Below are 24,907 nucleotides of genomic sequence, written 5' to 3' on the forward strand. Positions count from 1 at the left end.
TCTAATTATAACAAATAGATCATACATGGGTTTCCTTTGTGATGGATCAAAAAGCAGCTGAAGATTTAAAAAAGACTCCACAAATGTGAAGTCCCTAATTGTGGAGTCTAACACTTTTGAATTTTTCTTATACTTACTCAATTCTTTGCATTATGATGTTCATCCCACCGTTTTATATCTTCCAACAACTTGGAATAATTCACTTTTGTATAATCCGTTACATCTACTTCATATAACTTTCCTAGCTCAAACGTGTCATATCCTCTTGTTGTGCATCTTTTAATAAATTCTTCATACGTCAATAAATGATCCGCTTTGCTTCGATCGGCTAGATGCAGCCCCTTTTGGTATGAAGTTACAATATGGCTTAAATGCCTTGCCGGGTCCAAATCCCGCTTTTTTTGCCGTTCAAACAACACATCTAAATCGGCAATTAATCGAATAGTTAGTACCCTATAATCATATTCTTCAGCCAACTTCTGAATACGGGGTTTCTGCTTCTGGCTAAAAGGATAATCAGATATGATATTGCTGCCTGCTTGCATTTGCTGCTCCATGATTTCATAGTATTTGGCCCATGCTGTCTGTTCTACTTCCCGCTTTTCGTCCAAATTATTAAAACCATACAAATCACAATAATATTCTTTCAGACTATCCTGAGAAAGCATATAAAAAGAACCGAAAAAATGATTCAGGATATGACTGAGATAGGTTTTTCCCGTTCCCGGCAGGCCTGCCAGCAAGATCAGAACTCTATCCATTCCTGTCACCTCATGGTATTGAGATGACCCTCTTTATTCATAAAAATGCCTATTTTGTGTTTTACAATTTCTTTCACTGCTTCATTACATGGAATAATATTGTGACGTAATGATTTACTCACTTTTGTTTCTTTAAAAGTTTCCTTCGCTGTTTGCGTCCATGTGACTAACAACTCTGTACCTACATTAAATTTACGGATTCCGTTATCAATTAATTCATGGATATCCTCTTCCTTCACACCCGTACCCCCATGAATAACCAAAGGCACATCGACTGCCGCATTGATTTCTTTTAATAGCGGTATATTTACTTCGGTTTTGGACTTATATTGACCGTGATTAGTACCGATGGCAATGGCCAAGGCATCTACCCCTGTCGCTCTGACAAACTCTGCGGCATCTTTGGGATCCGTATAAACCTTCTTGTCTTCATCCACATGGACCCCTTCTTCAGTACCGCCGATTGTCCCTAATTCACCCTCTACCGAAACACCATGTTTGTGTGCATAATCTACTACCGCCCTTGTCTTCATAATATTCTCTTTAAAGGGTAAATGAGAGCCATCATACATCACGGATGTATACCCTTTGTCAATGGCCTCTTTAATATCATTGAAATCTCTTGCATGGTCCAAATGCAGCACTACATCTACCATTTCTCTTGTGGCCATGGACTTGCATACGGCAACGAAATTTTCATGACCCACATATTTCGCTGTATCTATACTTGTTTGAATAATAATGGGCGCCCCTTGCTCTTTTGCCGCACGTATCATATCAGGCAGCATCTCTAAATTATGTGCGTTAAACGCACCAACGGTATAATTTAATTCTTCCGCTCTGCGTGTCGCTTCTTTTAATGTGATATACATGAATCAGTTTCCTCCCCATATGAACTTTTGAACTCGCACTGTTTGTTTTTCTGCCTTATCGCACACCACGCGTAACATCTTTGGATACCTGCATCATTTGATCCATCTTTTTTAAATAGAGCTGTAAGGATTCTTCATCATTTACTTTTGCTGCTTCTGCACGTTTTTTGTTGTATAGTTTTAATAAAATCTTATAACCATCTCCAACCGACTTTTTCGCTTGCAGACTCTTTTCAAATGCATCCATCGCATGATCCTCTTCACCAAGCTCATAGAATGTCAAGCCGATCTCTTCATAAATTTTCGCTTGTTCCTCTCCGGCTATTTGATTGACTTCTTCCTTCTTCAAAGAGATCGTACGTAATAATTCTTCCTTTCGTTCTTCAGTTAATATTGCTTCTGCTGCCGCTTCTTTTTTCGATTCTTTATCTCTCTTCTTGCCAAATCCGAACATGATGCAACCCCCCTAAAACGCTTTCATAATTGGACCAATGATCCATGCATATAGCAAAGCGGCTGCTACGGTATCCACATCTGTCGCTGTTGCATTGACAAATCCCATATTGTTGAAAATGGTAACTAACAGTGCCGGCAGCAGTGTAATGAAGAAGCCGTGCACAATACCTCCAATAATGGCTCCGCGGCGTCCGCCTGTTAAGTTGCCAAAGATACCGGCAGTACCACCCGCGAAGAAGTTTGTCAGTATACCTGGCAAGATCATAGCCCAACCAAAGACAGGCAATACAAACATGGCAATAATGGAACCGATCGTAGTTGTGATGAACCCTACAATGACTGCATTGGGGCTATATGGAAACAATACTGGACAATCCAGCGCAGGCACCGCATTGGGAACCAGGCGCATGGCGATCCCTCTGAATGCCGGAACAATTTCACCCAGCAGTAAGCGAACCCCAGCTAATAAGACATACACTCCTACTACGAATTGAATGGACTGGATAAACGCAAACATGATATAGTTGGTGCTTCCTGATAAGGTAGAACCAAACTCTTGACCTGCAAACGCGGCCGTAATGATATAAAGAGGAACCATGACCACCATTAATGACAGATACGTGTCTTGTAAAAACTCGAATTGCGCAGGTAACTTCAAATCTTCAACTGATTTTTTCTTTTCACCTTTTTCACCAAATAGCTTCGCCACACCCGCTTCCAGCACATAACCAATCGTACAAAAATGCCCCAGAGCAATTTCATCCATACCAGTAATCCTGCGAACAAACGGTTGTGCAATCGCCGGCATGGCTACGGCAAAGACGCCCCCAATGAAACCGCCTACCAAAATCAATGCAGCACCACGCAAGCCTGCAAAATAACCAAACACCGTTGTCATCGTTGACATCCAGAGAATAGCCTGACCCGTTAAAAAGATATATTTCCATTTCGTAAACCGGGCAATTAAAATGTTAAATACAAAGATAGCTAAAAATGTTAGTGCGATATCCCGACCTAACCCTAATTCATTCATTGCTTGACCGTTAATCGCTTCAATCGAAGGAATAATCCCTTGCATATGGAACCCTTCTGTAAAAATCTTGCCGAAATAAGTTAAACTGCCGACGATAATACTGGAACCCGCAGACAATACCATAAACCCTAACAATGTCTTTAACGAACCTGAAATGATTTGTCCTACGGACTTCTTTTGCAAAATTAATCCTAACATCGCAATCAAGGCGACGGTGATGGATGCTTGTGTCAGGATATTCTGGATGATAAAGTTGACTACTTCCATTTTCCCCCTCCTTCTCTTGGGAAGCTATTAGGCTAAAGCGCCTTTTTCCTGTAATACAGGGGTGATTTTTTCTTCAATCTCTTGTTTGGATACAATATTTTTCAAATAAATAATGGTCGTCTGTTTAGGATCAATCGAGAATTTTTCAAATTGAGTGCGGAAATTTTGCGCGGTCATGATAATATCCGGTTTATTCGATACTGCGGACGAGATATCGCTATGATCCAGTTTTGCATCAACACCTAACTTGCTTAGAACATCCTCAGCCGCCATTTGACAAGCAAAACTGCTTCCCAAGCCTGCTCCACATACGAATAAGATGTTTACCTTTTTCATGCTGCTCTCCCCTTTATTCAATTCATTTTGGTTACTGTATATCATGAATGGGGGCATCCTCGTGCAATGCCTGATTAAATGTCCTCACATCTTTTGCAGCAAATAGCTTATCTAATTTTTCTGTATCATCAATTAACTCAACCAGACTTTTCATCACTTTGATATGCGAATGAGAATTCACTGCGGCTAAGCAAAAGACAATTTTCACAGGATCATTATCCGGATGGCCGAAATTCACTGGCTCCTTCAACGTCATGACACTGAGGCCCAGTTTATTCACCCCATCTTCCGGCCGCGCGTGTGCTAACGCCAAATGCTTCCCTACCACGATATATGGCCCAAATTCTTCAACAGACTTGATCATGGCATTTATATATCTCTCCTCTATGACCTCCTCTTCTATCAGAGGAAGCGCAACCTTCGTAATCACCTCCTTCCAGTCTTTCCCTTCTTTATTTAGTAAGATGTTGGAATCCTTTAAAACATCCTGAAGCATCGGCTGTATCTCCCTTGTATTAATTTTCAAATCATGTTGTTTGAAAGTTTCTTCTACTTTCTGATAGCTTTCCTGTGTTATTGTCCCGCCGCTTTCTACAATCAACGCCAGCACGTCCTGCATCAGCTTTGTGGCATCTAATTTGTTGGAAACAGATCTTTTTTTATCCTTATGCTCAAATAAAAACGCTCTCAATTCCTTCTTGTCACTTTCCCTTAAAATCGGATTCAGTAATAAAACCGGTTTTTGGGGATATTCAATCGGTATTGAAGTAAAGATTAAATCTACATCCAACTTGTCAATAAAGGCCAATTCATATGAGCTCAAAACCGCTACGATCTCGATATTAAATTGCTTTTTTAAATTCGCAGCCAGCAGCCTTCCAGTTGAAATCCCATGATTGCAAACCACAACTGCCTGATACACATACTGTTCTTCCTCGTTTATCCGGCTAGCTGAAGTGGAAAAATATACGGTCAGAAAGCCGATCTCATCTTCCGATAATGCTTTCTTTGTATACTCCTCTATTCGCTTACTAAAGCAAGCTACTGCATCATACATGACCGCATACGACTCTTTAATCGTATCTTTTAATGGATTACATGCCTGTAAATCATTCTTTGCTCTGCTTAATAACCCGGTGATATGCTTATACAAGCCTTCGTACAAATCTCCTTCTTCCTGAGAAAATGGAATTCCCGTCACTTTCTCGACATGCTCTATTAATTGAATTGCTAATAATTGTGCTGCTACCCAATCCAATGAATTATTCATATCTTTGGGATTAAACGATTCGATGGTGAAAGTAATATATTTAATTTCATTTAACGAAGGGGATAATGAAAAATCCGCACAAATCGCATCCACAAAATTTCTTACCGGGCCTTCCCCGATCTCTGCTCTTACTTTTGCAAATTCACTAACGGTATTTCCTTCTTGTATGCGTCTAACCCATATACCTAAAAATAGAATGATCTGGTTGCGATACACATGATTAATTTTCACTCTGGACTTTTTCAATACTTCATCATACTGTTCCCCAAGTACCTGCAATACTCTTTTGTCCAAATAATCCAGCACAAATTTATTTACAGCATCTGAATCTCCATCCGATATGAGATGATCAATATCTGTCATACTATGAATCACACCATACAGCATAGATCGTATGGATCGCTCATCCCCTTGCAATACAATGCCTTGCTTCGTTAAACTCACTACTGAAATGGCATATGGATTTAAATATTGACGAAGTTTACGCATATCCTCATCCAACGTACTTTTGGATACCTGCAGCTTCTCTTCCATTTCATATAGCAGTGTAGTTTTTGTGCTATCCGCGATATCCAAAAGCAGTGCAAGGAAACGTTCATCTGGCCGATAATAATCTTTTTCCCTGCTGCCACCAACTTGCGCCAATAACTTTTCAGATTCCTGATCAGGCAGGGTCAGCTTCATTCCTTTGCCTCTTGTGGTAGACACCATTGGATAATTATTTTCAGCCAAATATTCATTAATCAGCACCAGTTCGTTTCGTAAAGTACGTTCACTAATACGGAATTCTTTGCTCAAATCCTCAAAAGTCAACGGTGTATTCACTCTTAAAAATCTTGCAAATATTCGCTGTGTACGCTCCTTCATGAAATGTAACCCCTTTCTTGACTTTGATTATAGGTTTTCAATTTACAAAAGTTTAGTGTAACTTTTTGCAACTTCAATTCGCAAAAATGTAAGCGCTGCAAATGATGTATTCCATATATTGAAGGGGAAGTGCCGTATATCGTTCATATCTCCTGACGTCCTGCAGTTTATTATTCTCCACAGCACCTGTATAATTGTTATAACAGTTGAATAGTATGATAAGGAGGGAAATAAATTGGCCAAGGGGATTGAAATGGAGCGTAAAGTGACGAAATTCGGAAATAGCCTCGGGATTACCATGACCGAAGCCTTGAAGCAAGTCGGACTTGAGCTGGGAGATATGGTGCAAATCGATGTGAAGGAAGCCGATGGAGAGATTGTTATTCGAAAAGCCCATAAGGTGAGCTTGCCTGCGGGAATAAGCACGGAATTTCTTGAAACGCTCTCCAACGTGATGAATGAATACGATGAGACTTTGAAAGGCCTGAAGGACCGTTAGTATGAACGTACGATACCTTTCTGTCCAAGAGGTTATTGCCATTAATGTAGCCGTGATACAGAAATATAGTCCCGGGGAAGATGTCGGGGTAAAAGATGGGGGCATGTTGGAATCGGCCATATCTCGTCCCCAATCCTCCGCTTTCGGCGATGAAGCCTACCCTTCTTTATTTGAAAAAGCCGCCGCGCTGTTTCAATCCCTGGGACAAAATCACCCCTTTCAAAACGCCAACAAACGCACCGCGTTTACCGCTCTGATCATCTTTTTGAAGTTAAACGGTGTTTCCTTTGTGATGGATCAAAAAGCGGCCGAAGACTTAACCGTCGATATGGTGAACCATCGTTATGAATTTCATGAACTGGTGCAGGTGATTCAACAGCATTGTACGATATGAAAGGGCTTTCTTAAGGCACCTTAAATCCATCTAATTCCGGAAGCGAGTTGATTTCATGAGCCGTAAGGTTGTTTTAGCCGGCGGTACAGGCTTCATCGGGCGTTACCTTGAAGAACAATTCACTCAGCTCGGATACACTGTCGAAATCATTTCCAGACAGCCCGGGCATATTCCATGGACAGATCAATCACGCATCATTTCATCCCTGGAGGACGCCGAGCTGTTGGTCAACCTGGCGGGAAAATCGGTGAACTGCCGGTATAACAGCACCAACAAAGCAGAGATTTTAAACTCCCGGACCCGGACGACCCGCATCCTCGGCGAAGCACTGCTTGCGTGTGACAATCCCCCTCCGTTATGGATCAATTCAAGCACCGCAACGATCTACAGACATGCGGAGGATCGCCCCATGACAGAGAAGGACGGCGAGATAGGCACAGGCTTCTCCGTTGATGTGGCTCGGGAATGGGAGCAGGCCTTCTTCTCCTTCAAGCTGCCCCGGACGCGCCAGGCCGCGTTAAGAATCGCCATCGTGCTGGGCAAGGGCGGCGTCATGGGCCCTTACAAGAACCTGGTGCGCTTCGGCCTCGGAGGACCGCAAGGGTCCGGGCAGCAGAAGTTCAGCTGGATTCACGTGGACGATGTGTTTGGCATCATTCGTTTTTTACAGAGCAGACCTGATCTGGAGGGTATTTTTAATGCGTCCTCACCCTATCCCGTTACAAACCGTGAGCTGATGCAGCAGCTTCGGGAAACGATGCATCAACGCATAGGCCTGCCTTCACCCCGCTGGATGCTTGAGTTTGGCGCAATTCTGATCCGCACCGAAACGGAGCTGATTCTGAAAAGCCGCTGGGTTCTGCCCGAAAGGCTGCTGAACGAAGGGTACACGTTCCGCTTCGCGCGGCTTGACAGCGCGCTTCAGGATATACTGGGCTGACACAAAAAGCCATCTACCCGCTGTCCGTAAGGTAGATGGCCGTTTCGCCTGTTTGATTAAGCTTTAATCTCCAGCAGCTCGTACTTCAAAACGCCGACCGGAGCGTCCACACTGATGATATCCCCGACTTTTTTGCCAAGAAGCTCTTTGCCGAGCGGGCTTTCATACGAAATGGTGTTTTCCTCCACATTCGCTTCTGCCGGCCCTACAACCCGATACTCGATCTTCTCGTTGAACTCAATGTCATTCAGCACCGCAACAGAGCCCACGCTGACCGCTTCCAGGTTCATTTGATCGGCTTCCACCACGCGGGCCGTCTTCAGCATCCGTTCCAGCTGCAAAATCCGGGTCTCCATAAAAGCCTGGTCTTCCTTGGCGGAATGATATTCGCTGTTCTCCTTCAAATCCCCGTAACTGATGGCAACCTTCAGCCTTTCGGCGAGCTCTCTCCGTTTGGTGCCCTTGAGCTCACGAAGCTCCTCTTCCAGCTTCGCCAAGCCTTCCTTCGTTAAAATCGTTTCCTCATTGCTCATTACCTACACCCCCTTGCGCTCTTACCTTCTATTTTACCCAATTCCCTTCCATCTTTCTATTCATTGTATTGAAAGGACGAGCGTTTACGGAAAGGCGCGGGGAGCATGTACAACATATTGGTCATTGAAGAGGCAATCTAACTGTGGTTTGAGCATCTAACCGAGCCGGTTTGGGGAATTATTACTATTCAGAATAACAAAAACGGGTTATAATGAAACAAGGAAGTAAAGAAATAAAGAAAATAATTTTCTAGGAATATAATATTTAAAGGAGGGGTATACTGTGGCAATACGAAAAGAGGCGGTGGAACCAGTGCAATGGAAGCGGGCTCGTGTCTCTCAAAAACGCCAAGTTACAATACCTCAAAAATTATTCGAACAAGCCGGGATTAAGGATGAAGTTGAGTTTGGCATCAAAGGCAACACTATTATTATGCGCCCTGTACGAGAAAACACCGGAAATGACTATTTCTCTGATTTAATCCTTGCTGATCTTCTTGAAGAAGGATACGGTGGGGCAGAGTTGTTGGAAAAGTTTCGTGAAAAGCAGGCTGAATTGCATAAAGCCGTTAATAAAATCAAAGCCGAATCTGCAGAAGCAGCTAAAAACTATAAACCATCTGAATCTGATGATTTAATGGAAGAGTTATTTGGCGATGTAATGGGGGATTAAATGTTACCATTTACGGCCCTTCCCCCAGCACAGCGTTTTCTAAAAAAAATAGTGGAGAAGCCGCTTAAAAAAGCTTTTTTGGAAGCTATAACAGAAATTCGGCTTGATCCATCAATAGGAAGTATGAAAACAGGCGATTTAAGCGGAATCATGGGTTATGATGTGCATTATAAAGGTATAAACTATGAAATAGCTTACCGCTTAGAAGAGAATGATGATGGAGAACTCGTAGTTATTATACTTGCTGGTTCACGAGAGAACTTTTATGAAGAATTGAAGCGCTATATGAAAAAAGGCTCCTAGTAGAGCCTTTTTTCATTACCTCTTGCACCCATCTGCGCGATATCTAACCAAGAAAAGCTCCCGCCAATGCTCCGGCGATAACCACTGCCCAAGGGGGCAGCTTCCAAAAAATCAGCATGACGAAGAGGATGGCTGCTATTGCGAAATCCAGCGCTCCCCGGATGGAACCCGTCCAGATCGGATCATAGAGCGCAGCGAGCAATATCCCGACTACGGCGGCATTTACACCCGCCAGCGCTCCCTGGGCACGAGGCAGACTGCGGACGAGCGTCCAGAAAGGCAAGGCGCCGGCAACGAGCAAAAAAGCGGGCAAAAAGATCGCTACAGTAGCGACCAAAGCTCCCTGCCATCCGTCCGCAATGGCCCCGATATAGGCGGCGAACGTAAACAGCGGACCGGGAACGGCCTGGGCGGCTCCATAACCGGCCAGAAACTGCTCCCCATTGAGCCAGCCGGACGGCACGGTCTCCCTTTCCAGCAGGGGCAACACGACATGTCCGCCGCCAAACACCAGCGAGCCCGCTCTGTAAAAGCTGTCGAACAAAGCAAGCCGGAAAGACGGGAACGCCTCTCTAAAAAGCGGCAGCAGGAACAAGAGCGCAGCAAAAATAAGGAGACAGGCAGCGCCAGCCTTGCGGCTGACAGGCGTTTGCGCCTCGGCAATGGCCGGAGCATTCGTACCTCTGTACAGAACTAATCCTGCAATTCCGGCGACAACTACAACAATCAGCTGACTTAAAGCCGTAGGCCAGAGCAGAACTATCACCGCAGCCAGAACGGCAACGGTAGCTCTGCTGCGGTCAGGCGCCAGCTTTTGCCCCATGCCCCAGACCGCTTGGGCCACAATCGCCACCGCCACCAGCTTCAGCCCGTGAATCCAGCCGCCATTCATCATATCCGTACCCTGTAGCAGATAAGCGAACAGCGCCATGACCACGGCCGAAGGCAGTGTAAAGCCGATCCAGGCAGCAAGCGCCCCGAGCCAGCCGCCCCGGAGCCAGCCGATACCTATCCCCACCTGACTGCTTGCAGGGCCGGGCAAAAACTGGCACAGCGCCACCAGATCAGCATAGCTCTGTTCATCCATCCACTTTCTGCGCCGGACATATTCGTTATAAAAATAGCCCAGGTGAGCGACGGGACCTCCAAATGAGGTCAGGCCCAGCTTGGCGGATACGCCCAGAATTTCTAACCATGATTTCATGTTGTTCTTCATTACTTTTGTGGTCACCCCAGCTCATATTCATGCCGTTCGATACTGATCCTTGCTGTTCTATTATCGCTGCTTTTTGTTTATAATGTTGCCGGTTTCCATCATCACACTATCAATTCTATTTCACGATTGCCCGCTTTTGAAAGCAAAAAAGAACCCGAGCCGCAATCACGATCCGGATTCCTTTCCAAGTTAATGTTAAATTTTTGATTGCTCTCCCTCTGACAGCCCGAGCTCACCATTTCTTGTCTCCTGCCGTGATGCGGGACTGCACCGGGAAGCCCCGCACGAATCGGACAGGCTGCAGCCGGCGCATTTACCTGCTTTCGTTCTGCGGACATAAGCAGTGATGGTCCAACCTGCATATCCGAAAACCAGCATACCGATGACAATGCTCACCAACACGGTACCACTTCCCCCTCCCTTAACGGGATCTGTTCAGCTATAACCCAGCATTCTTCCCACATATACAATGGCCAATGAAATACCGTAAGCAATCATCAGACCGTACAGCACGGAAAACCATGTCCAGCGAGCTGACATCGTTTCTTTCCGGATGACACCTATGGTGGCCAGGCACGGCACATACAGCAGAACAAATGCCATGAATGCATAAGACTGAAGAGCTGTAAACTGTCCGGCGAGCAGCCCCTGCAGAGCGGCGGTATCAGGCGTAACATAAATAATGTTCATGGAGGAGACAACGACCTCCTTGGCCAGAAAACCCGTAAGCAGGGAAGCGCCTGCCTGCCAGGTGCCAAATCCGAGCGGAGTGAGCAGCCAGCCCACCCCACCGCCGATCATAGCCAAAAAGCTCTGATCCATGGGAACACCGATGCCGGACGGTCCAGTATAAGTTAACAGCCAAATAACAACCGACCCGCCAAAAATCAGGGTGCCTGCCTTCCGTACAAATCCTTTTCCCTTTTCCCAGGTGCTTCGCGACAACGACTTCCACTGCGGAATCCGGTAAGGCGGCAGCTCCACCATAAACATGGACTCCTGCCGCTTCAATAGCGTCGCAGAGAACAGCTTGGCCAGCAATAGCGCCATCACAATCCCCAGCACGTATAAGGACAACACCACAAAGGCCTGGTGGGTTTGAAAGAACATACCGACAAATAGACTGTATACCGATAGTCTGGCGGAACAGGACATCAGAGGCGTTAGTATAATGGCAAGCAGCCGCTCCTTGGGCTGTTCAATGGTGCGTGCAGCCATGATGCCCGGCACGTTGCAGCCAAAGCCGATAATCATGGGAATAAACGCTTTTCCGTTCAACCCCACAGCCTCCATCAGGCGATCCATCACGCAGGCAATCCGTGCCATATAACCCGAATCCTCAATAAAAGAAATGATAAAGAATAAAATAAAAATTTGCGGAATAAACACCAGCACACCGCCCACGCCGGCAAAAATACCGTCAATTACCAGCGCCCGAATAAAATCAGCAGTCCCCAGCCCCTCCAGCAGCCGGTCTGCCCCCGCTTTTAACGGACCGTTAATGAAGGCATCCACTCCATCCGACAACGGACTCCCCAACCATTCAAATGTCAGCTTGAAGGTCAGATACATAAACAGCAGGAAAATGGGAATGCCCAGCACCTTGTCCGTAACAATTCTATCAATCCGTTCTGTAAAGGAGGTCCCTGCCTGTCGCGAACGGGTGCAGCACTCCCGCAGAAGCGCTTGAATATGCTGACCACGCTGCTTGCGGATATACTGTGACAGCCGTTTGGTCCCTTCTGCCTCCCGGATGGCTTCCTCTGTGCTTTTATACAACTCATCCAGCCAGTGCGCATCCATTCGTGCGGCCAACGCTTCATGCACCACCGAATTGCCTTCGAAAAATTGTATAGCCAGCCAGCGGGGCGAAACCATATCCTCCGGAATTTTATCGATCAGCCCGGAGACCGCCCCTTCCAACAGCTCGCCATAGGAAACAGCATACGGCTGTGTTAATTTCATGATCGGACTGACGTCCAATTCCTTCAGCACCTGTTCACATCCACGGCCGCTTCTGGCCACGATGGGGATTACAGGAGTGTTCAGCAGATGCGACAATCTGGCAGGGTCGATCTGCAGACCCTGTCTTTCCGCTACGTCCATCATGTTCAGACCGATGACTACCGGCTTGCCGTACTCCAATAGCTGAATCGTTAAATTCAGATTCCGCTCCAGCTGCGAGGCGTCGACTACATTCAGAATCAGCTCAAAGGATTCATGCAGCAAAAAGCGTGACGCCACCTCCTCATCGCGTGACAGAGGATTCAAGGAGTACAGGCCAGGCATATCGATCAGACGTCCGCCGCCGGATTTCAGCTGGCCTATCTTCTTTTCAACCGTGACGCCTGCCCAATTCCCCACATATTCATAAGAGCCTGTTAGCATATTAAACAATGAGCTTTTACCCGTATTCGGATTGCCAGCCAGGACGATATCCGTCATACAGCCTCCACCGCAATCTGAAGCGCTTCTTTACGGCGTATGGCGATGTATTGACCACCTGTCTCCAAGGTTAGCGGTCCCCCGAAGGGCAGGCGTTGTGTAATGCTTACCACGCTCCCTTCAAGAATACCCAGATCGCCCAGCCGTCTGCATATGCGCTGATTGCTGCATCCGATGTCGACCACCCGCACTGCTGCATTTATATTCGTTTCGGCCAGCTTCATAGCTCTCACCCCAGCAAGTGATAATGGTTATCAATTAGTTAACCGGATTATATGACGTACGGTTTTCCCCCGCTGTGACATTTGTCGCATTGATCAAAGAACCTCTCGGCTAACTGGTTCACCTGAAAGGAAAGCACACGTCCGAACCCGCTCGGAACGGACATTTCCCGAAAGACATTCATTGCACGGCAAAAAGGCCGCCTGAAAGGCGACCTCCCTAATATATTGCCTATACTCTTAATCCCGGCTGCGCAGCTTGGCCAGCAGACGGATAATCTCCACATACAGCCATACGAGCGTGACCATCAAGCCGAAGGCCCCGTACCACTCCATATATTTCGGTGCCCCTTGCTGTGCCCCGTTTTCGATAAAATCAAAGTCCAGTACAAAATTCAATGCTGCAATAATGACGATGACCACGGAAATTCCAATGCCAATCAGGCTGTTATCATGCAGGTAAGGGACCGTGATTCCAAACAAACCAAGGATAAAGCTCAACAGATACACGATGGCGATCCCCGCCGTAGCGGCAAATATGCCGAGCTTGAAATTCTCCGTTGCCCGGATCACACGTGTTTTGTACGCGATCAGCAGAGCGATGAACACACTGATGGTGATCAGGGCCGCCTGCATGGTAATGCCATAATAGAGCGTTTCGTAGGTTGCGGAGAGCGCACCCAGGAATAGTCCCTCAGCCACTGCATAGACCGGTACCAGGTACGGTGCGGCTGTAGGTTTAAAACTGATGATGAGCGCCAGAATAAAGCCTGCTACAGCGCCGCCAATAGCCAGGCCTCCGACGTTGTATCCGTTGAAGTACATCGTCCAGGATACGATGGCTGCCGCTATGAGCAGGGCAAGAGTCATAAACGCCTTGTTTACCGTACCGCCAATCGTCATCGGGTCATGGGCCGAATCAAAGCGGTCAAAAGTATTATCGCTCAATGTCGGATTTCCGCTGCGTCCAATCAAGATAATCCCCCTACAAAGTCATTTTTTTTCAACTTTATCATAGACTAAACCATCACCAAAGTAAAAACCTGGTAATCCAATGCATGTACACCTGTTCTCTTAAGATATATAGGCAATAATGATCCAAATTAGTACAGCTCACAGCATCCGGCAGCCCTTTTTTGTATGCTCTTACCGCTCTTACCTTTGACTTGAGGGAAAAAGCGCATCATACGCAGGGCAAGGAAGCTTCGCCAGAAACTGTTTTAGCGGTTCGGGCTTGTGGGTGTAGATATTTTTTAATACGGTTCCTTCGTAAATGTTGCCGATGACGACCGGGCGGCACAGCTCGCAGATCAGAATATCACCATTCCCGTGCAGGTGCAGCTGCTTTTTGCCATCCACACAGTGTGAAAAATAAACACCAGGCTGCTCCCTGAACCCCAGCGCCTCCGCAAACCGGTCCATACAGGTAAAGTAAAGGACGGTGTCATCCTTTTTATGGGCAATCAGCTCCTGAACCGACCGGATTAGCGCTTCCCTGGAGGCAATGGCGTCCCAGCTGCTGTGATTCATGACAATACTGTTCTGGATTTCATGAATACGCACACCAAGCTCATATACTTTATCACCGATCTCCCTCATATTGTTCTGGGTTTCCGCAAAAAGCAGAGTTTCCAGCACCGTTTCCAGCTTGGCTTCCGTGCATAAGCGGATATTCTCCGTAATTTTCTCGTAGATACGGGGGTGAATGCGGTAGTAGGCAGCGAATTGCTCAGCGTTTGTAAAATTGAATGAGATATGAATGTTCGTGAGTCCGGCATCGCGCAGCCGCTCAATCCGCCCGGCGTTCAGCAGGCTTGCATTGGTGTTCAACTGGGTGGCAATCCCCTTTGATGTACAATGTGCTACTATTTCAAGGCAATCCTCGTACTTGAGGGTCACTTCGCCTCCTGACAGCCGCACACGTTTTAATGTGGGAATCTCATCGATAATCCGGACCACCTCGCTGCCACTGATGCTCTGCCCATCATTCCGCTGGTAAGCACAGCAGTAATCACATTTAAAATTGCAATTTGAGGTCACTCCAACCTCAAGCCCCTCCAATTCGTAAACGTCCGGCTTTTGCAGTTCAAGGGACTTATACTTCGTCTCCCAGGTCACTTTAAGGTTCCTCCCCGTCTTAGATATGGTTTCTTGCACATCCTGCAATTATATCCAAGGGGTTCGCATCCGTAATATGACTTAAGTTGCTCTTTTTCGAGCAAATTTGCTTGAACGCGTAAACGCCAGCCGCAATTTTTAAGCCGTCGGTATGATTCAAACTTGCAAGCGCTTCTCCGATAATAACTAAATGTGTGGATGTGATTTACTCATTCCACCATACATATACACTTTACAGGAGGAAAATCATGAACTGGTATGTATCGGTTTTAAAAAATTACGTAGGCTTTCAGGGAAGGGCGAGAAGAGAAGAGTACTGGATGTTCGTGCTTGTCAACTTTGGAGTTACCATTGTTCTTTCCCTGCTGCAAGCCTTGATCGGTCTTGATCAGGTCTTGACCTCGATTTATGGCCTGGCCGTTCTGCTGCCGTCTCTGGCCGTGGGCGCCCGCAGACTGCATGACACCGGAAGAAGCGGGTGGTGGCTCCTGCTCAATCTGATTCCTCTCATTGGGTCCATCATTCTTATCGTGTTTTTTGTTCAGGACAGCCAATATGGGGACAATCAATACGGACCTAACCCAAAACATGGAGCTAACCCAAATCTGAAGTTCTAAAAAGAGACGCAAATGCAATCTTACTAAAGCTTAAATCCTTAAACAGCGGGCCCTCCCTGAGCCATCTTGGATGACTTTCGGGAAGGCCCCTTGTTTGGATATATAGTCACTATAACACCTTGTTACACGAATCTATTTAACAGATATGGTCATTTCCAGATCTTTATTATAGTTTTTAATGATCTCTCCGTTGCTGTCCAATTTGAATGCGCCGGACGTGGCATTGGGGTCCTCCATTTCAGGCGTGAACGGCTTGATGGTGATGGACTTGGCATCCGGATCAAGCGCCTTGATAATATAGTCGAAATAGTAATCACCATTGGCGTTATTCTCGTCGGTGCCTTTTCCATCCAGCACTTCCAGCTCTCTGCCCTGATCATCGACAAAATCATACATAAGGTCATGCATCATTTCTTTATCCTTCCCGCTCAATACCCACTGCAATCTTGTCGAAGCGGATGTTGCGCGGACCTGCTTCAGGCTCATGCTCAAGTTCCCTGATTTCTTGGTTTGTTCCTGTTTCATTACAACGGGTTGTTCCGCACTTTTCTGGATAGGCATTTCCATCGTGTACGGATCTTTCACACCCTCCAGAGTTATTTTGATAGTGAGCTTAAACTTGTCAGGGTAAGCTTCCTGGTTACCGCCAAGCCATGAAGCATCGGAAGAAGTAAGGTATACTATATCGGCATCAGGCCCTGGTGACAATCCTAAAGTCGGCCTTTTCGCGATACTTCCGCCGCCATACTCATATATGGATTTGCCGTCCACCAAAATTTCAAAAAACTCGATCTTCTCGATTAACTTCTTATCCAGCTTTTTGCCGGTACTTTTAAGCTCGACACGCAGATAGTTGCCGTCATACATGGCGTTGGCAGCATTAATTGTAATGCCTGATTGGGTTGAACTTACCTTGTTAGATGCATTCGACTTGGAGGTATCCGTTGATGCTGCTCCTTTGGCCTCAGCGGCTGTATCTATACTGCCCCATGCAATACCGCCCAGCAGCATGCCCGCAAGCGCCGCGGATGATAACACTTTATATACGTTCTTCATATCTTTTCTCTCCCTCATAATCATAGACTTATCATTTATTTAACGGATACTGTGATCTCGAGCTCTTTATTGTAGTTTTTGACGATTTCGCCTTTGGCGTCCGTCTTGAATTGCCCAGATTCATCATCTTTCATTTCAGCCGTAAAAGGCTTGATGGTGATGGACTTAACACCCGAACCAAGACCTCCAAGAATATAGTCGTAGTAATAGTCGCCATTCTTGTTGTTCTCGTCTGTACCGCTGCCTGTGATGAAATCTATCTTATTTCCTTTACTATCGACAAAATCATACATGAGGTCATGCAGCTGGTCTTTGTCTTTCCCCTTCAGTACCCACTGCAGTCTTATCGATGTATCTGCAGCACGAACCTGTTTCAGCGTCATGCTCAAATCTCCCGATTTCTTGGTTACATTCGGCTTCAGCACATTCGTCTTCGAGCTTTTTTGAAGCGGTATATTAAAAGTATAAGGCTTGCTTACTCCTTCCAGGCCGATCTTGGCGGTGAGCTTGAACTTGTCAGGGAAGGCTTTGTTGCTTCCTCCAAGCCATGAGGCATCAGCTAGGGTGATGACAGCGGTATCCGTCCCTTCCGCTTTCCATCCCAGACTCGGTCTTTGCGCAGGGGTTTTTCCATAGCTGCTGATGGATTTGCCGTCGATCAGAATATCCATACTATTAATAGTGCCTTTGGCCCCTCCCGTCATTCCGCCGGAAAGGCCCTTTCCGCTGCGTTTGACTGTCAAGCTTATATAGTTGCCGTCATAGAAGGCTTTGCTGATACTGAGCGTAATCCCCGATTGGGCTGCTGTGCCGGCAGCCGCGTTCTTAGCTGCTGCCGTTTCAATGCTGCCCATGATAGTACCGCTCAGCAGTGCGGCTGCAAGAGCCGTGGAAGAGAGAACTTTATACATTTTTTTCATGGGATTCTCCTTGTTTATATGCATTCTGTATATTCCGTCTAACCTTTATTTCTGGATGTCATAGAGCTTTGTCAAGTCAGCCTTATTGACCGGAATGGTGATTTCCAGATCCTTCAGGTATGTCTTGACAATCTCCCCGTTGCTGTCAAGTTTATATGCGCCGCTTTTCGCGCCAGGAACCTTAAACTCGGGCTGGAACGCTTTGAGTGTAATGGACTTTGGGGCGTCTTCAAACCGGTCAAACAGCAGCTCTCCGCGCTGATACTTTTGACTGTTATCCGTGTAGATTCCCAAACCGCCTACCAAGCCCAACTTCCGACCCTGATCATCCCATATCTCGAAAAGCACATTTTCATCATTCACAATTTCCGACGGATCGGTCTGCTCGATATCCATTTGGAACGCCGTGGTGATTGGCGTGAATTTAAGCTGTTTAAGCGTTAATTTGAGGCTGCCCCATTGTCTTGTTTCCTTGGTTGGCACAACAATTTGCTCCGTATTTTTATGGACAGGGATTTCCATAATAAACGGCTCGGCTATCCCTTCGAGCGTAATTTTGACCTTTAATTGAAATTGGTCGGTCAAGACCGCTTTCCGCTGTTCCAGGTGGGAGAAATCACTCCATTCAAACAGCATCGCATTGGGATCGGAGGTCGGCTTGCCAGTCCAATTCATCCTCTGGGCTGCGGTGGAAAAGTCACGGGTTGAAGTGCCGTTTATAAAGGTCTCCATATCGATGATCGCCCCTCGCGGATAGATATCTCTGGAGGTCTTCCCTTCCCTTACCGTTTTATGATCCATGATTCCTCCAACCAATCCTTCACCCTCCCGCTTAACGGCCATGGATAAACGGATTCCGTCATAGACGACCTGAGGGATGCTGAGCGTTACTCCTTCATGTGTTACGCTGGCATTCGGCTGATCCACCAGCCCGCGCTCCTCCGCCGTCTGCAGCCCCAGGTCTTTGGCCAGCTGGAAAATGCTGCCGACGACCGGGATTTTCTTAAGCGTCTCTGCCATAACAGGCGATATATAAGCGCTGCTCATCACTCCGATGACGGCTGCTGCTGCAGCCGCTCCAAGAGCCCGGCTAACCTTTTTGGTACGGAGGCTGCGACCGCTTCGGGTCTGCATGGGCAGATCGGCCAATGAAGCATAGACCTCATCCTGGCGCCTGCGGATCATATCCGGCACCTCGGTCAGCAGCTCTTGTCCTGCCTTTCGCAGCTCTTCATCCAGATCAGCGGGTTTCATAAGCCAATCCCTCCTTTCGTGTGCGCTGTATTCGTTCCATCAGAATCGAGCGGGCTCTATGCAGGCGCGCCCTTACAGCGCCTTCCGAGATATCCAGCGCATTTGCGATCTGTTTAACAGGCAGATCCTGAAAATAAAACAGATGAATGACGATGCGAAGCGACTCATCCAACTGGCTTACCGCTTCGTGTAAATCAATTTTGTTGCTGTCATCATAATAAACGGGAGACCGATGTGCTTCAGGCGGATCGGCCATGGCAATGGTTCTGCCCCGGCTGCGAAGCAGCTGGTTGCACTCATTTATTAAAATCCGGATCACCCAGGTCTTGAAATACTTGGGCTGGCGCAGCGCTGCCAATGATTTATAAGCTTTAAGTGTCGTTTCCTGAAAAGCATCCGCACAATCTTCATCGTGTCTCAAAATGGACTTCGCCAAGCCGTACAGCTCGGGCTCCAGCCTCCGGAAGAGCCGGATAAATGCTTCACGATCTCCCCGCTGTGCTCTCTTGACTTCCAGTTCCATATCCCGCACGGGTTTCAACTCCTTTTGAGGGCCCTCTATAGGATTAGATGGATAAGTACCCGGAAATGTTATATTGGCTGCAAAAAAATAGCCGATTGATCTATTCCTTATCAATCGGCTTGTTCACTTGATCCTTATAGTAATCAAAAAAAAGCTGCCGGTGCGTGCCCCTGACGGCATAAAAGACATCGGATATGCTTTTGCCTTTCTTTTGCAGCTCCTGCTCGAGCCATTCCCGCGTCAGGTTACTTTTCTGCAAATTTTTGTCGATCACCTGTCCGTCCATAATGAGCTCAACGGGAAAATGCTCACCATTCGATGCATGCATAACGTCTTGCTTGGTCGCATGCTGGTATTTCTCTTTTCTTAGCACAGACAGCTTGCCGTTATCCTCCAGAACTGCATACTTGACTTCATCGACGTTGAAGATATCCTTTTCCCTTAGGGCCTGATTGAGCGAGTCGAGGGTATACCGCATTTTCCTCATATTATCTTCAAGCATTTTACCATCCTCAATCATAACCGTAGGCGACCCCGAAATCCGGTTTCTCCATTTCCGGCTCTTCATCGCCAGCACGGATAACAGTAAGGATGCCAGGGTAAACACAGTAAAAGCCAGTATAAAATGCCTCCAGTTGATGGACTCATTAAAAGACATGTTGGCGGCAATGGAACCCACGGTTATACTTGTTACAAAATCGAGAAAGGTCATATTTGAAATCGTCTGTTTGCCCAAAATCTTCGCGATGAACAGAAGCAGTACAAGGGCAGCGGCGGTTCTTATCAAAATTTCCAGATATACGTTCATTCGATGGACACCTCCTTGTATTACAATTTCCAAATTAATGAAGGTGTATCCATGGCAACTTGATCTGCAAAGGAGCTAATCCATATGTTTAGTGAACAGGAAAAAGAGGCATTGTACAAAGTCATTTACACGCGGAGAGATATCCGGACATTCTTGGACAAGCCCGTTCCGGAGGACTTGATCCCTAAAATACTACACGCCGCCCACCATGGTCCGTCGGTCGGCTTTATGCAGCCGTGGAATTTCATTCTTGTGACCGGCGAAGAGACCAAGGCGCGCCTGGCCTGGGCAGCCGATAAAGAAAGAAGAGCGCTGGCCATTCATTATGAAGACCAGAAACAGGAGCAGTTCCTAAGCCTGAAGGTGGAAGGAATTATGCAGGCGCCGCTGACGATCTGTGTAACATGTGATCCCACACGCGGCGGATCCCACGTGCTCGGCCGGAACTCCATCCCGGAAACCGACGTGATGTCCACGGCATGCGCTATCCAGAATATGTGGCTTGCGGCCTGTGTTGAAGGCCTGGCACTCGGGTGGGTCAGCTTTTATAAAAAGAACGACGTCCGGGACATCCTGCACATTCCCCCGCACATCGATCCTGTGGCACTGCTGTCTATCGGCTACACGGACCACTATCCTGCCCGGCCGATATTGGAAACCTCTAATTGGGAGAAGAGAAGGGAGCTGCAGGAACTGATTTATCACGAACATTGGGGATGCTCCTGAGACGGTGCTTTCCACCTGCTTCTGATGCTGCATGATTGAAGTCTTTTTCAAACCATGATAATTTTATCCCCATCAGACATAGTATGCAGCCTTTTGGTCATAGCCTACATTAATGCATATCATTGGTGTAGATTTGGCTTATCCGTGATTTCTGTCTGAAATCCGGAGGCCGGTCACAAAAGGAGGCATAAAGATGAAAGGAAGATCCTTGTTGTCTGCTCTTCTTATTGCAAGCTTGCTGATCGTACTGGTTTTGGCAAGCGGTTACAAAACGGCGCAAGCCGCCAATAAAACCGGTGAAGGGGAAGCCGCTGCCGCCTTTACTCCGAAGGTCGTACAGCAGACCAAATTCGGCAAAGTCAAAGGCTACAAGGATGAGGTCCATAACACATTGATCTGGAAGGGCGTACCGTATGGCGGCCCGACCTCTGGAGCGCAGCGCTGGAAAAAACCAACAGACCCCAAGCCATGGAAAGGCGAGCTGAATGCCACCAAAGACGGCGATGTTGCCATTCAAGCCGGGCCAAACGGCGCAACCGGATCGGAGAGTGCATTGAATCTGGACATTTATCGCCCCGCCAATCATAAGCAGAACCTGCCCGTCATGGTCTTTATTCACGGGGGAAATAACCAGGGCGGCGGGTCCGGCGAAATCGCGGGTAATTCGCTGGTCAACGATATCGATGCAATTTTTGTGTCCGTCAATTACCGGCTTGGCCCATTGGGATTCAACCCGCTGCCGGCTTTACATACCGGGGACCCGTTGGAGGATTCCGGGAACTATGCTTTGCTGGATATCGCCAAGTCGCTGGATTGGGTGAAGGAAAACATCGGGTATTTCGGCGGAGATGCCGGTAATGTGACGGTCTCAGGGTTCTCGGCGGGCGGACGTGATGTCATGGCCATGCTGGCTTCACCTATTTTCAAAGACAAGTTCGATAAAGCCATCTCTTTCAGCGGAGGCATGACCATCGCGGATAAAACGGACAGTGCGAAGGTATTTGCCAAAGCTATTGCCCCGCTGGCCGTGCAGGACGGCAAGAAGAAGACCGAGGAGGAAGCTTATCGCTGGCTGCTGACCCCGGGCTCTGATGTGAAAAAATATTTATACAGCATCCCGGCGGAGAAGCTGGCCGGACTGATGGGCAATGCGTCGATCCGGATGAGCGTATTCCCCCATTTGTACAATGACGGTGTCGTACTGCCGAAGGAAGGCTTTGACACCACCGTATACAACTCGGTTCCTCTGCTTATGCTTACAGGCGAGCAGGAATTTTCCCTATTCGCCAGATCTGACCGATATTTCGCAGACAGCGTCTCCAGTGGAGCGATTAACACCCATCCGGATAAGGTGGCCGAATACAATTTTGTGAACCGGTACGGCGGCCAGCTGTATAGCCTGTTCAATGTGGAGGAATCCGCCCGGGCTATGAAGCCTCACTATCCTGCCGATATTTATGGCGTAGAAATTGAATTTGGCAGCGATCCATATGTGGCCGGTGAAGCTATGGCGGCATACGGCTCATTCCATGGTGTTTTTATGCCACTGCTGAATACGGCGAGTCAGAACTACAAGGATCTTGCCGGAGATGGCTACAGTTCGGCAGGTGCCAAACAGCTGAGTGTTATTTTTCAAAAATATATCGGAAATTTCCTGAAAACCGGCAATCCGAACGGGGATGATCTGGTGACCTGGAAGGCATGGACGGAGGAGAATGCCGCCGCGGGCCAATCGATCCTCAAGCTGGACGCCAACAGGGACAGAGCCATTGTCTACATGTCCAATAAAGAGTTCACCTATGAAGATGTGCTGCAGGCCATGGATAACGACCATACCATTTCCGCAGAAAGCAAACAGGCACTGGTCTCCCAGGTGCTTAACGGAAGATGGTTCAGCCAGAGGCTGGATGAGAAATATAATAATCCATCGCTATGGGTAGAATAACAAGCCAGACTTATGACACCTGCATGCTCCGGAATAGCCGTGATGCTGATGCTTCACGGTTATTTTTTTGCCCTCTTGACTCTCAAGTAACCTTTAGACTTTATAATCGAAAACGAAAGGAGATTTGCTTATGTACACCATTGGCCAGCTGTCCAAAAAAACAAAAATCCCCATCAGCACACTGCGCTATTACGATGAGGTTGGAGTGCTTAAGCCTGCCCAGGTAGCCGATTCGGGTTATCGGTATTATTCAAATGAAGAACTAAGGGTACTGCATCATATCACTGCCTTGAAAGAGCTGGGCTTCACACTCACCGCCATCAAGGAGCTGCTGGCAGCCGAGAAGAGCGAGCAGGAATCCAGGTGGAAATCTTATCTCGATTTCGAGCTCGCAGCGGTTGCCAAACAGAAGGCACATCTTGAAGAATTGGAAAAGCTGCTGCAGACGACCAAGTACGTTCTGGAGATGAAGGGGGAAATCGAGCCGGAGGATATTTTTTTGTTCATTCAGGCTCTTCAAACGCCTGCGGACTCGCGTGACTCCTTCCTTACCCGGCATTTTACAGCGAGGGAAATTGAAATTATCCGCAGCCTTCCGGATTTAAGCTCTGACGACCCGCGCTCCATGCAGTGGGCCAAAATGGTCCGCGCAGCCAAAGAGCATCTTCACGAACCGCCATCATCTGCCATTTCTCAGGAGCTTGCCCAGCAATTTATCCAAATTCCAATGGATTGGTTCGGGCAGGACGAGCAGCTGCTTGAAAAATATTGGGCACTCATCCGTCCCGAAAGGGATGAAGAGGCAAAATTGTTCGGCATGGATCGGGAGACCATGGATTATATAGACAGCATTGTGGACTGGTATCTTGAAAACGAACAGGAGGAAAGCACCGATGGCAAAGGAAAAACAGATTAGCTCAACAAGAGCATGGGTTTATGTCATTACGGGCGGCTTGCTTGAAATTGTGTGGGCCAGCGGCTTTAAATACGAGAGCATTCCCGGCATCATTGTTCTTGCATCCCTGATTGCCAGCTTCGAGCTGATTATCATGGCGGCAAGGATTCTGCCAGTGGGCACGGTTTACGCGGTTTTTGCAGGCATGGGAACACTTGGGACAACAGTTGTTGAGATCGCCCTGTCCGGCAAAGCCGTCAGCCCGCTGAAGATCGGATTCATTCTGCTGCTGCTCGTCTGTATTATCGGCTTGAAGCTGACAGCTAAAGGAGGGAAAGCCTGATGGATTGGCTGATGCTTATCGGTGCGGGATTGCTGGAAGTCGTAGGCGTCATCGGGATACAGCGGGTTGCCCAAAAAAATAACTGGACCAACAACCTCATCCTGATCGCCGGTTTTATACTCAGCTTCATGCTGCTCTCCAATGCCATGGCAACGATACCTTTGGCTACGGCCTATGCCGTGTGGACCGGTATCGGGACCGTCGGGGCCGCGATTGTCGGCATGTGCTTCTTCAAGGAATCGAAAAGCTGGCTCCGGCTCCTGTGCATACTTGGCATCATTATATCTGTTGTTGGGTTAAAATATTTCAGTTAGTCGTTCTTAAAAATTTACCGTTTTGAAATAGCGATAGACCTTTTCCAGCTTTTCTTTATGCCGGCCTTTCGGGCTCTCCATGCTGCCAAACTCAAAGAACTTCACTTTTTTTACACCAACATAGCTGAGCAAGGCACGTTTCATAACCGCGCATGGACACACTCGACTTTAGCCGTGTGAGGAATTGCGCTCGGCATAAGGGCTACCATCGGTAGTACGCAAGCTGAAATCTCCATGCTTCCCCCTTCCGTCATGAAAATTTAACCATGGATCACTTGATCCATGCTATACTGAATTCAAGT

At 47.3% G+C, this 24,907-nt stretch carries 29 protein-coding genes and 1 pseudogene; 11 read left to right on the forward strand and 19 right to left on the reverse strand.

Translation table 11 applies throughout. The annotated features are described in order from the left end of the window. Window positions 1-137: 137 nt before the first annotated feature. From ACE5KN_RS09045 to ACE5KN_RS09070, 6 genes are read right to left on the reverse strand one after another with little or no spacing between them, the layout of a single operon-like run. Window positions 138-761, reverse strand: coding sequence for a P-loop nucleotide/nucleoside kinase family protein (locus tag ACE5KN_RS09045; protein ID WP_375526666.1), 624 nt, complete (start codon window positions 759-761; stop codon window positions 138-140). A 5-nt stretch (window positions 762-766) separates the two neighbouring features. Further along, window positions 767-1,633, reverse strand: coding sequence for a class II fructose-bisphosphate aldolase (locus ACE5KN_RS09050; protein WP_375526667.1), 867 nt, complete (start codon window positions 1,631-1,633; stop codon window positions 767-769). A 55-nt stretch (window positions 1,634-1,688) separates the two neighbouring features. After that, complete coding sequence (locus ACE5KN_RS09055) at window positions 1,689-2,087, reverse strand: tetratricopeptide repeat protein (RefSeq protein ID WP_375526668.1); 399 nt, start codon at window positions 2,085-2,087, stop codon at window positions 1,689-1,691. A 12-nt stretch (window positions 2,088-2,099) separates the two neighbouring features. After that, on the reverse strand, window positions 2,100-3,389 hold the full coding sequence (locus ACE5KN_RS09060; protein WP_375526669.1) for a PTS sugar transporter subunit IIC: 1,290 nt from the start codon (window positions 3,387-3,389) through the stop codon (window positions 2,100-2,102). Window positions 3,390-3,416: 27 nt separating this feature from the next. Further along, a complete protein-coding gene (locus tag ACE5KN_RS09065) occupies window positions 3,417-3,725 on the reverse strand; it encodes a PTS sugar transporter subunit IIB (protein WP_375526670.1) in 309 nt (102 codons plus the stop codon). A gap of 31 nt (window positions 3,726-3,756) precedes the next feature. Then, window positions 3,757-5,862 (reverse strand): BglG family transcription antiterminator, encoded by a 2,106-nt coding sequence (locus tag ACE5KN_RS09070; RefSeq protein ID WP_375526671.1) that lies wholly within the window; start codon window positions 5,860-5,862, stop codon window positions 3,757-3,759. A gap of 235 nt (window positions 5,863-6,097) precedes the next feature. On the opposite strand from ACE5KN_RS09070, the gene ACE5KN_RS09075 reads away from it, so the two are divergent. The 3 genes from ACE5KN_RS09075 to ACE5KN_RS09085 are packed head-to-tail and all read left to right on the forward strand — an operon-like array spanning window position 6,098 to window position 7,695. Then, the gene (locus ACE5KN_RS09075) at window positions 6,098-6,361 is read left to right on the forward strand and encodes an AbrB/MazE/SpoVT family DNA-binding domain-containing protein (protein WP_375526672.1); all 264 of its coding nucleotides are present in this window, start codon (window positions 6,098-6,100) and stop codon (window positions 6,359-6,361) included. 1 nt (window position 6,362) lies between these two features. Next, complete coding sequence (locus ACE5KN_RS09080) at window positions 6,363-6,755, forward strand: type II toxin-antitoxin system death-on-curing family toxin (RefSeq protein ID WP_375526673.1); 393 nt, start codon at window positions 6,363-6,365, stop codon at window positions 6,753-6,755. A 55-nt stretch (window positions 6,756-6,810) separates the two neighbouring features. After that, complete coding sequence (locus ACE5KN_RS09085) at window positions 6,811-7,695, forward strand: TIGR01777 family oxidoreductase (RefSeq protein ID WP_375526674.1); 885 nt, start codon at window positions 6,811-6,813, stop codon at window positions 7,693-7,695. A gap of 56 nt (window positions 7,696-7,751) precedes the next feature. On the opposite strand, the gene greA is transcribed toward ACE5KN_RS09085, so the two are convergent. Next, window positions 7,752-8,228, reverse strand: a complete 477-nt coding sequence (gene greA, locus ACE5KN_RS09090) for a transcription elongation factor GreA (protein ID WP_375526675.1) — start codon at window positions 8,226-8,228, stop codon at window positions 7,752-7,754. A gap of 283 nt (window positions 8,229-8,511) precedes the next feature. On the opposite strand from greA, the gene ACE5KN_RS09095 reads away from it, so the two are divergent. Beyond that, entirely contained in the window at window positions 8,512-8,901 is a 390-nt protein-coding gene (locus ACE5KN_RS09095; RefSeq protein WP_375526676.1) for an AbrB/MazE/SpoVT family DNA-binding domain-containing protein, read from the forward strand. Next, window positions 8,902-9,204 carry a type II toxin-antitoxin system RelE/ParE family toxin gene (locus tag ACE5KN_RS09100; RefSeq protein WP_375526677.1) on the forward strand — a complete coding sequence of 101 codons (303 nt, stop codon included), beginning with the start codon at window positions 8,902-8,904 and terminating at the stop codon, window positions 9,202-9,204. A 43-nt stretch (window positions 9,205-9,247) separates the two neighbouring features. Here ACE5KN_RS09100 and ACE5KN_RS09105 read toward each other — a convergent pair whose 3' ends face one another. The 6 genes from ACE5KN_RS09105 to ACE5KN_RS09130 all read right to left on the reverse strand — a co-directional run bounded on the left by ACE5KN_RS09105 (window position 9,248) and on the right by ACE5KN_RS09130 (window position 15,204). After that, window positions 9,248-10,408: a chromate transporter gene (locus ACE5KN_RS09105; RefSeq protein WP_375526678.1), complete on the reverse strand. Its 1,161-nt coding sequence runs from the start codon at window positions 10,406-10,408 to the stop codon at window positions 9,248-9,250. Window positions 10,409-10,615: 207 nt separating this feature from the next. Next, window positions 10,616-10,822, reverse strand: a complete 207-nt coding sequence (locus ACE5KN_RS09110; RefSeq protein ID WP_375526679.1) for a FeoB-associated Cys-rich membrane protein — start codon at window positions 10,820-10,822, stop codon at window positions 10,616-10,618. Between the two features lie 33 nt (window positions 10,823-10,855). Then, window positions 10,856-12,865, reverse strand: a complete 2,010-nt coding sequence (gene feoB, locus ACE5KN_RS09115) for a ferrous iron transport protein B (RefSeq protein ID WP_375526680.1) — start codon at window positions 12,863-12,865, stop codon at window positions 10,856-10,858. Further along, the gene (locus ACE5KN_RS09120) at window positions 12,862-13,089 is read right to left on the reverse strand and encodes a FeoA family protein (protein WP_375526681.1); all 228 of its coding nucleotides are present in this window, start codon (window positions 13,087-13,089) and stop codon (window positions 12,862-12,864) included. The genes feoB and ACE5KN_RS09120 overlap by 4 nt, the downstream gene beginning before the upstream one ends. Window positions 13,090-13,326: 237 nt before the next feature. Then, a complete protein-coding gene (locus ACE5KN_RS09125; RefSeq protein ID WP_375526682.1) occupies window positions 13,327-14,061 on the reverse strand; it encodes a Bax inhibitor-1/YccA family protein in 735 nt (244 codons plus the stop codon). 180 nt (window positions 14,062-14,241) lie between these two features. After that, complete coding sequence (locus ACE5KN_RS09130; protein WP_375526683.1) at window positions 14,242-15,204, reverse strand: radical SAM protein; 963 nt, start codon at window positions 15,202-15,204, stop codon at window positions 14,242-14,244. 248 nt (window positions 15,205-15,452) lie between these two features. On the opposite strand from ACE5KN_RS09130, the gene ACE5KN_RS09135 reads away from it, so the two are divergent. Beyond that, complete coding sequence (locus tag ACE5KN_RS09135; RefSeq protein WP_375526684.1) at window positions 15,453-15,821, forward strand: DUF805 domain-containing protein; 369 nt, start codon at window positions 15,453-15,455, stop codon at window positions 15,819-15,821. Window positions 15,822-15,953: 132 nt separating this feature from the next. Here ACE5KN_RS09135 and ACE5KN_RS09140 read toward each other — a convergent pair whose 3' ends face one another. The 5 genes from ACE5KN_RS09140 to ACE5KN_RS09160 form a co-directional block, all read right to left on the reverse strand. Then, window positions 15,954-16,877, reverse strand: coding sequence for a DUF5643 domain-containing protein (locus tag ACE5KN_RS09140; protein WP_375526685.1), 924 nt, complete (start codon window positions 16,875-16,877; stop codon window positions 15,954-15,956). A gap of 35 nt (window positions 16,878-16,912) precedes the next feature. Further along, window positions 16,913-17,797, reverse strand: a complete 885-nt coding sequence (locus ACE5KN_RS09145; protein WP_375526686.1) for a DUF5643 domain-containing protein — start codon at window positions 17,795-17,797, stop codon at window positions 16,913-16,915. Between the two features lie 45 nt (window positions 17,798-17,842). Further along, window positions 17,843-19,051, reverse strand: a complete 1,209-nt coding sequence (locus tag ACE5KN_RS09150; RefSeq protein WP_375526687.1) for a DUF4179 domain-containing protein — start codon at window positions 19,049-19,051, stop codon at window positions 17,843-17,845. Continuing rightward, window positions 19,038-19,574: a sigma-70 family RNA polymerase sigma factor gene (locus ACE5KN_RS09155; RefSeq protein WP_375526698.1), complete on the reverse strand. Its 537-nt coding sequence runs from the start codon at window positions 19,572-19,574 to the stop codon at window positions 19,038-19,040. Before ACE5KN_RS09155 ends, ACE5KN_RS09150 begins: the two co-directional genes overlap by 14 nt. Window positions 19,575-19,674: 100 nt before the next feature. Next, complete coding sequence (locus ACE5KN_RS09160) at window positions 19,675-20,382, reverse strand: DUF421 domain-containing protein (protein WP_375526688.1); 708 nt, start codon at window positions 20,380-20,382, stop codon at window positions 19,675-19,677. Between the two features lie 84 nt (window positions 20,383-20,466). On the opposite strand from ACE5KN_RS09160, the gene bluB reads away from it, so the two are divergent. The 5 genes from bluB (at window position 20,467) to ACE5KN_RS09185 (ending at window position 24,605) form a co-directional block, all read left to right on the forward strand. After that, window positions 20,467-21,108, forward strand: a complete 642-nt coding sequence (gene bluB, locus ACE5KN_RS09165; protein WP_375526689.1) for a 5,6-dimethylbenzimidazole synthase — start codon at window positions 20,467-20,469, stop codon at window positions 21,106-21,108. Between the two features lie 193 nt (window positions 21,109-21,301). Further along, entirely contained in the window at window positions 21,302-23,053 is a 1,752-nt protein-coding gene (locus ACE5KN_RS09170) for a carboxylesterase family protein (RefSeq protein WP_375526690.1), read from the forward strand. A gap of 130 nt (window positions 23,054-23,183) precedes the next feature. Continuing rightward, window positions 23,184-23,969: a MerR family transcriptional regulator gene (locus ACE5KN_RS09175; protein WP_375526691.1), complete on the forward strand. Its 786-nt coding sequence runs from the start codon at window positions 23,184-23,186 to the stop codon at window positions 23,967-23,969. After that, complete coding sequence (locus tag ACE5KN_RS09180) at window positions 23,947-24,291, forward strand: DMT family transporter (RefSeq protein WP_375526692.1); 345 nt, start codon at window positions 23,947-23,949, stop codon at window positions 24,289-24,291. The genes ACE5KN_RS09175 and ACE5KN_RS09180 overlap by 23 nt, the downstream gene beginning before the upstream one ends. Then, window positions 24,291-24,605: a DMT family transporter gene (locus ACE5KN_RS09185; protein WP_375526693.1), complete on the forward strand. Its 315-nt coding sequence runs from the start codon at window positions 24,291-24,293 to the stop codon at window positions 24,603-24,605. The genes ACE5KN_RS09180 and ACE5KN_RS09185 overlap by 1 nt, the downstream gene beginning before the upstream one ends. 6 nt (window positions 24,606-24,611) lie before the next feature. Here ACE5KN_RS09185 and ACE5KN_RS09190 read toward each other — a convergent pair. After that, window positions 24,612-24,752 (reverse strand): annotated as a pseudogene (locus ACE5KN_RS09190) (NAD(P)H-dependent oxidoreductase); the annotation flags it as partial. Window positions 24,753-24,907: the final 155 nt, after the last annotated feature.

Source organism: Paenibacillus terreus, from assembly GCF_042138595.1.
Taxonomy (GTDB): domain Bacteria; phylum Bacillota; class Bacilli; order Paenibacillales; family Paenibacillaceae; genus Paenibacillus; species Paenibacillus terreus.

Coding starts and splice junctions, on each gene's coding strand:
- ACE5KN_RS09045 (WP_375526666.1), bottom strand. CDS start 761: ATGGATAGAGTTCTGATCTTGCTGGCAGGCCTGCCGGGAACGGGAAAA.
- ACE5KN_RS09050 (WP_375526667.1), bottom strand. CDS start 1,633: ATGTATATCACATTAAAAGAAGCGACACGCAGAGCGGAAGAATTAAAT.
- ACE5KN_RS09055 (WP_375526668.1), bottom strand. CDS start 2,087: ATGTTCGGATTTGGCAAGAAGAGAGATAAAGAATCGAAAAAAGAAGCG.
- ACE5KN_RS09060 (WP_375526669.1), bottom strand. CDS start 3,389: ATGGAAGTAGTCAACTTTATCATCCAGAATATCCTGACACAAGCATCC.
- ACE5KN_RS09065 (WP_375526670.1), bottom strand. CDS start 3,725: ATGAAAAAGGTAAACATCTTATTCGTATGTGGAGCAGGCTTGGGAAGC.
- ACE5KN_RS09070 (WP_375526671.1), bottom strand. CDS start 5,862: ATGAAGGAGCGTACACAGCGAATATTTGCAAGATTTTTAAGAGTGAAT.
- ACE5KN_RS09080 (WP_375526673.1), top strand. CDS start 6,363: ATGAACGTACGATACCTTTCTGTCCAAGAGGTTATTGCCATTAATGTA.
- ACE5KN_RS09085 (WP_375526674.1), top strand. CDS start 6,811: ATGAGCCGTAAGGTTGTTTTAGCCGGCGGTACAGGCTTCATCGGGCGT.
- greA (WP_375526675.1), bottom strand. CDS start 8,228: ATGAGCAATGAGGAAACGATTTTAACGAAGGAAGGCTTGGCGAAGCTG.
- ACE5KN_RS09100 (WP_375526677.1), top strand. CDS start 8,902: ATGTTACCATTTACGGCCCTTCCCCCAGCACAGCGTTTTCTAAAAAAA.
- ACE5KN_RS09105 (WP_375526678.1), bottom strand. CDS start 10,408: ATGAAATCATGGTTAGAAATTCTGGGCGTATCCGCCAAGCTGGGCCTG.
- feoB (WP_375526680.1), bottom strand. CDS start 12,865: ATGACGGATATCGTCCTGGCTGGCAATCCGAATACGGGTAAAAGCTCA.
- ACE5KN_RS09120 (WP_375526681.1), bottom strand. CDS start 13,089: ATGAAGCTGGCCGAAACGAATATAAATGCAGCAGTGCGGGTGGTCGAC.
- ACE5KN_RS09135 (WP_375526684.1), top strand. CDS start 15,453: ATGAACTGGTATGTATCGGTTTTAAAAAATTACGTAGGCTTTCAGGGA.
- ACE5KN_RS09140 (WP_375526685.1), bottom strand. CDS start 16,877: ATGAAGAACGTATATAAAGTGTTATCATCCGCGGCGCTTGCGGGCATG.
- ACE5KN_RS09145 (WP_375526686.1), bottom strand. CDS start 17,797: ATGAAAAAAATGTATAAAGTTCTCTCTTCCACGGCTCTTGCAGCCGCA.
- ACE5KN_RS09150 (WP_375526687.1), bottom strand. CDS start 19,051: ATGAAACCCGCTGATCTGGATGAAGAGCTGCGAAAGGCAGGACAAGAG.
- ACE5KN_RS09155 (WP_375526698.1), bottom strand. CDS start 19,574: ATGGAACTGGAAGTCAAGAGAGCACAGCGGGGAGATCGTGAAGCATTT.
- ACE5KN_RS09160 (WP_375526688.1), bottom strand. CDS start 20,382: ATGAACGTATATCTGGAAATTTTGATAAGAACCGCCGCTGCCCTTGTA.
- bluB (WP_375526689.1), top strand. CDS start 20,467: ATGTTTAGTGAACAGGAAAAAGAGGCATTGTACAAAGTCATTTACACG.
- ACE5KN_RS09170 (WP_375526690.1), top strand. CDS start 21,302: ATGAAAGGAAGATCCTTGTTGTCTGCTCTTCTTATTGCAAGCTTGCTG.
- ACE5KN_RS09175 (WP_375526691.1), top strand. CDS start 23,184: ATGTACACCATTGGCCAGCTGTCCAAAAAAACAAAAATCCCCATCAGC.
- ACE5KN_RS09180 (WP_375526692.1), top strand. CDS start 23,947: ATGGCAAAGGAAAAACAGATTAGCTCAACAAGAGCATGGGTTTATGTC.
- ACE5KN_RS09185 (WP_375526693.1), top strand. CDS start 24,291: ATGGATTGGCTGATGCTTATCGGTGCGGGATTGCTGGAAGTCGTAGGC.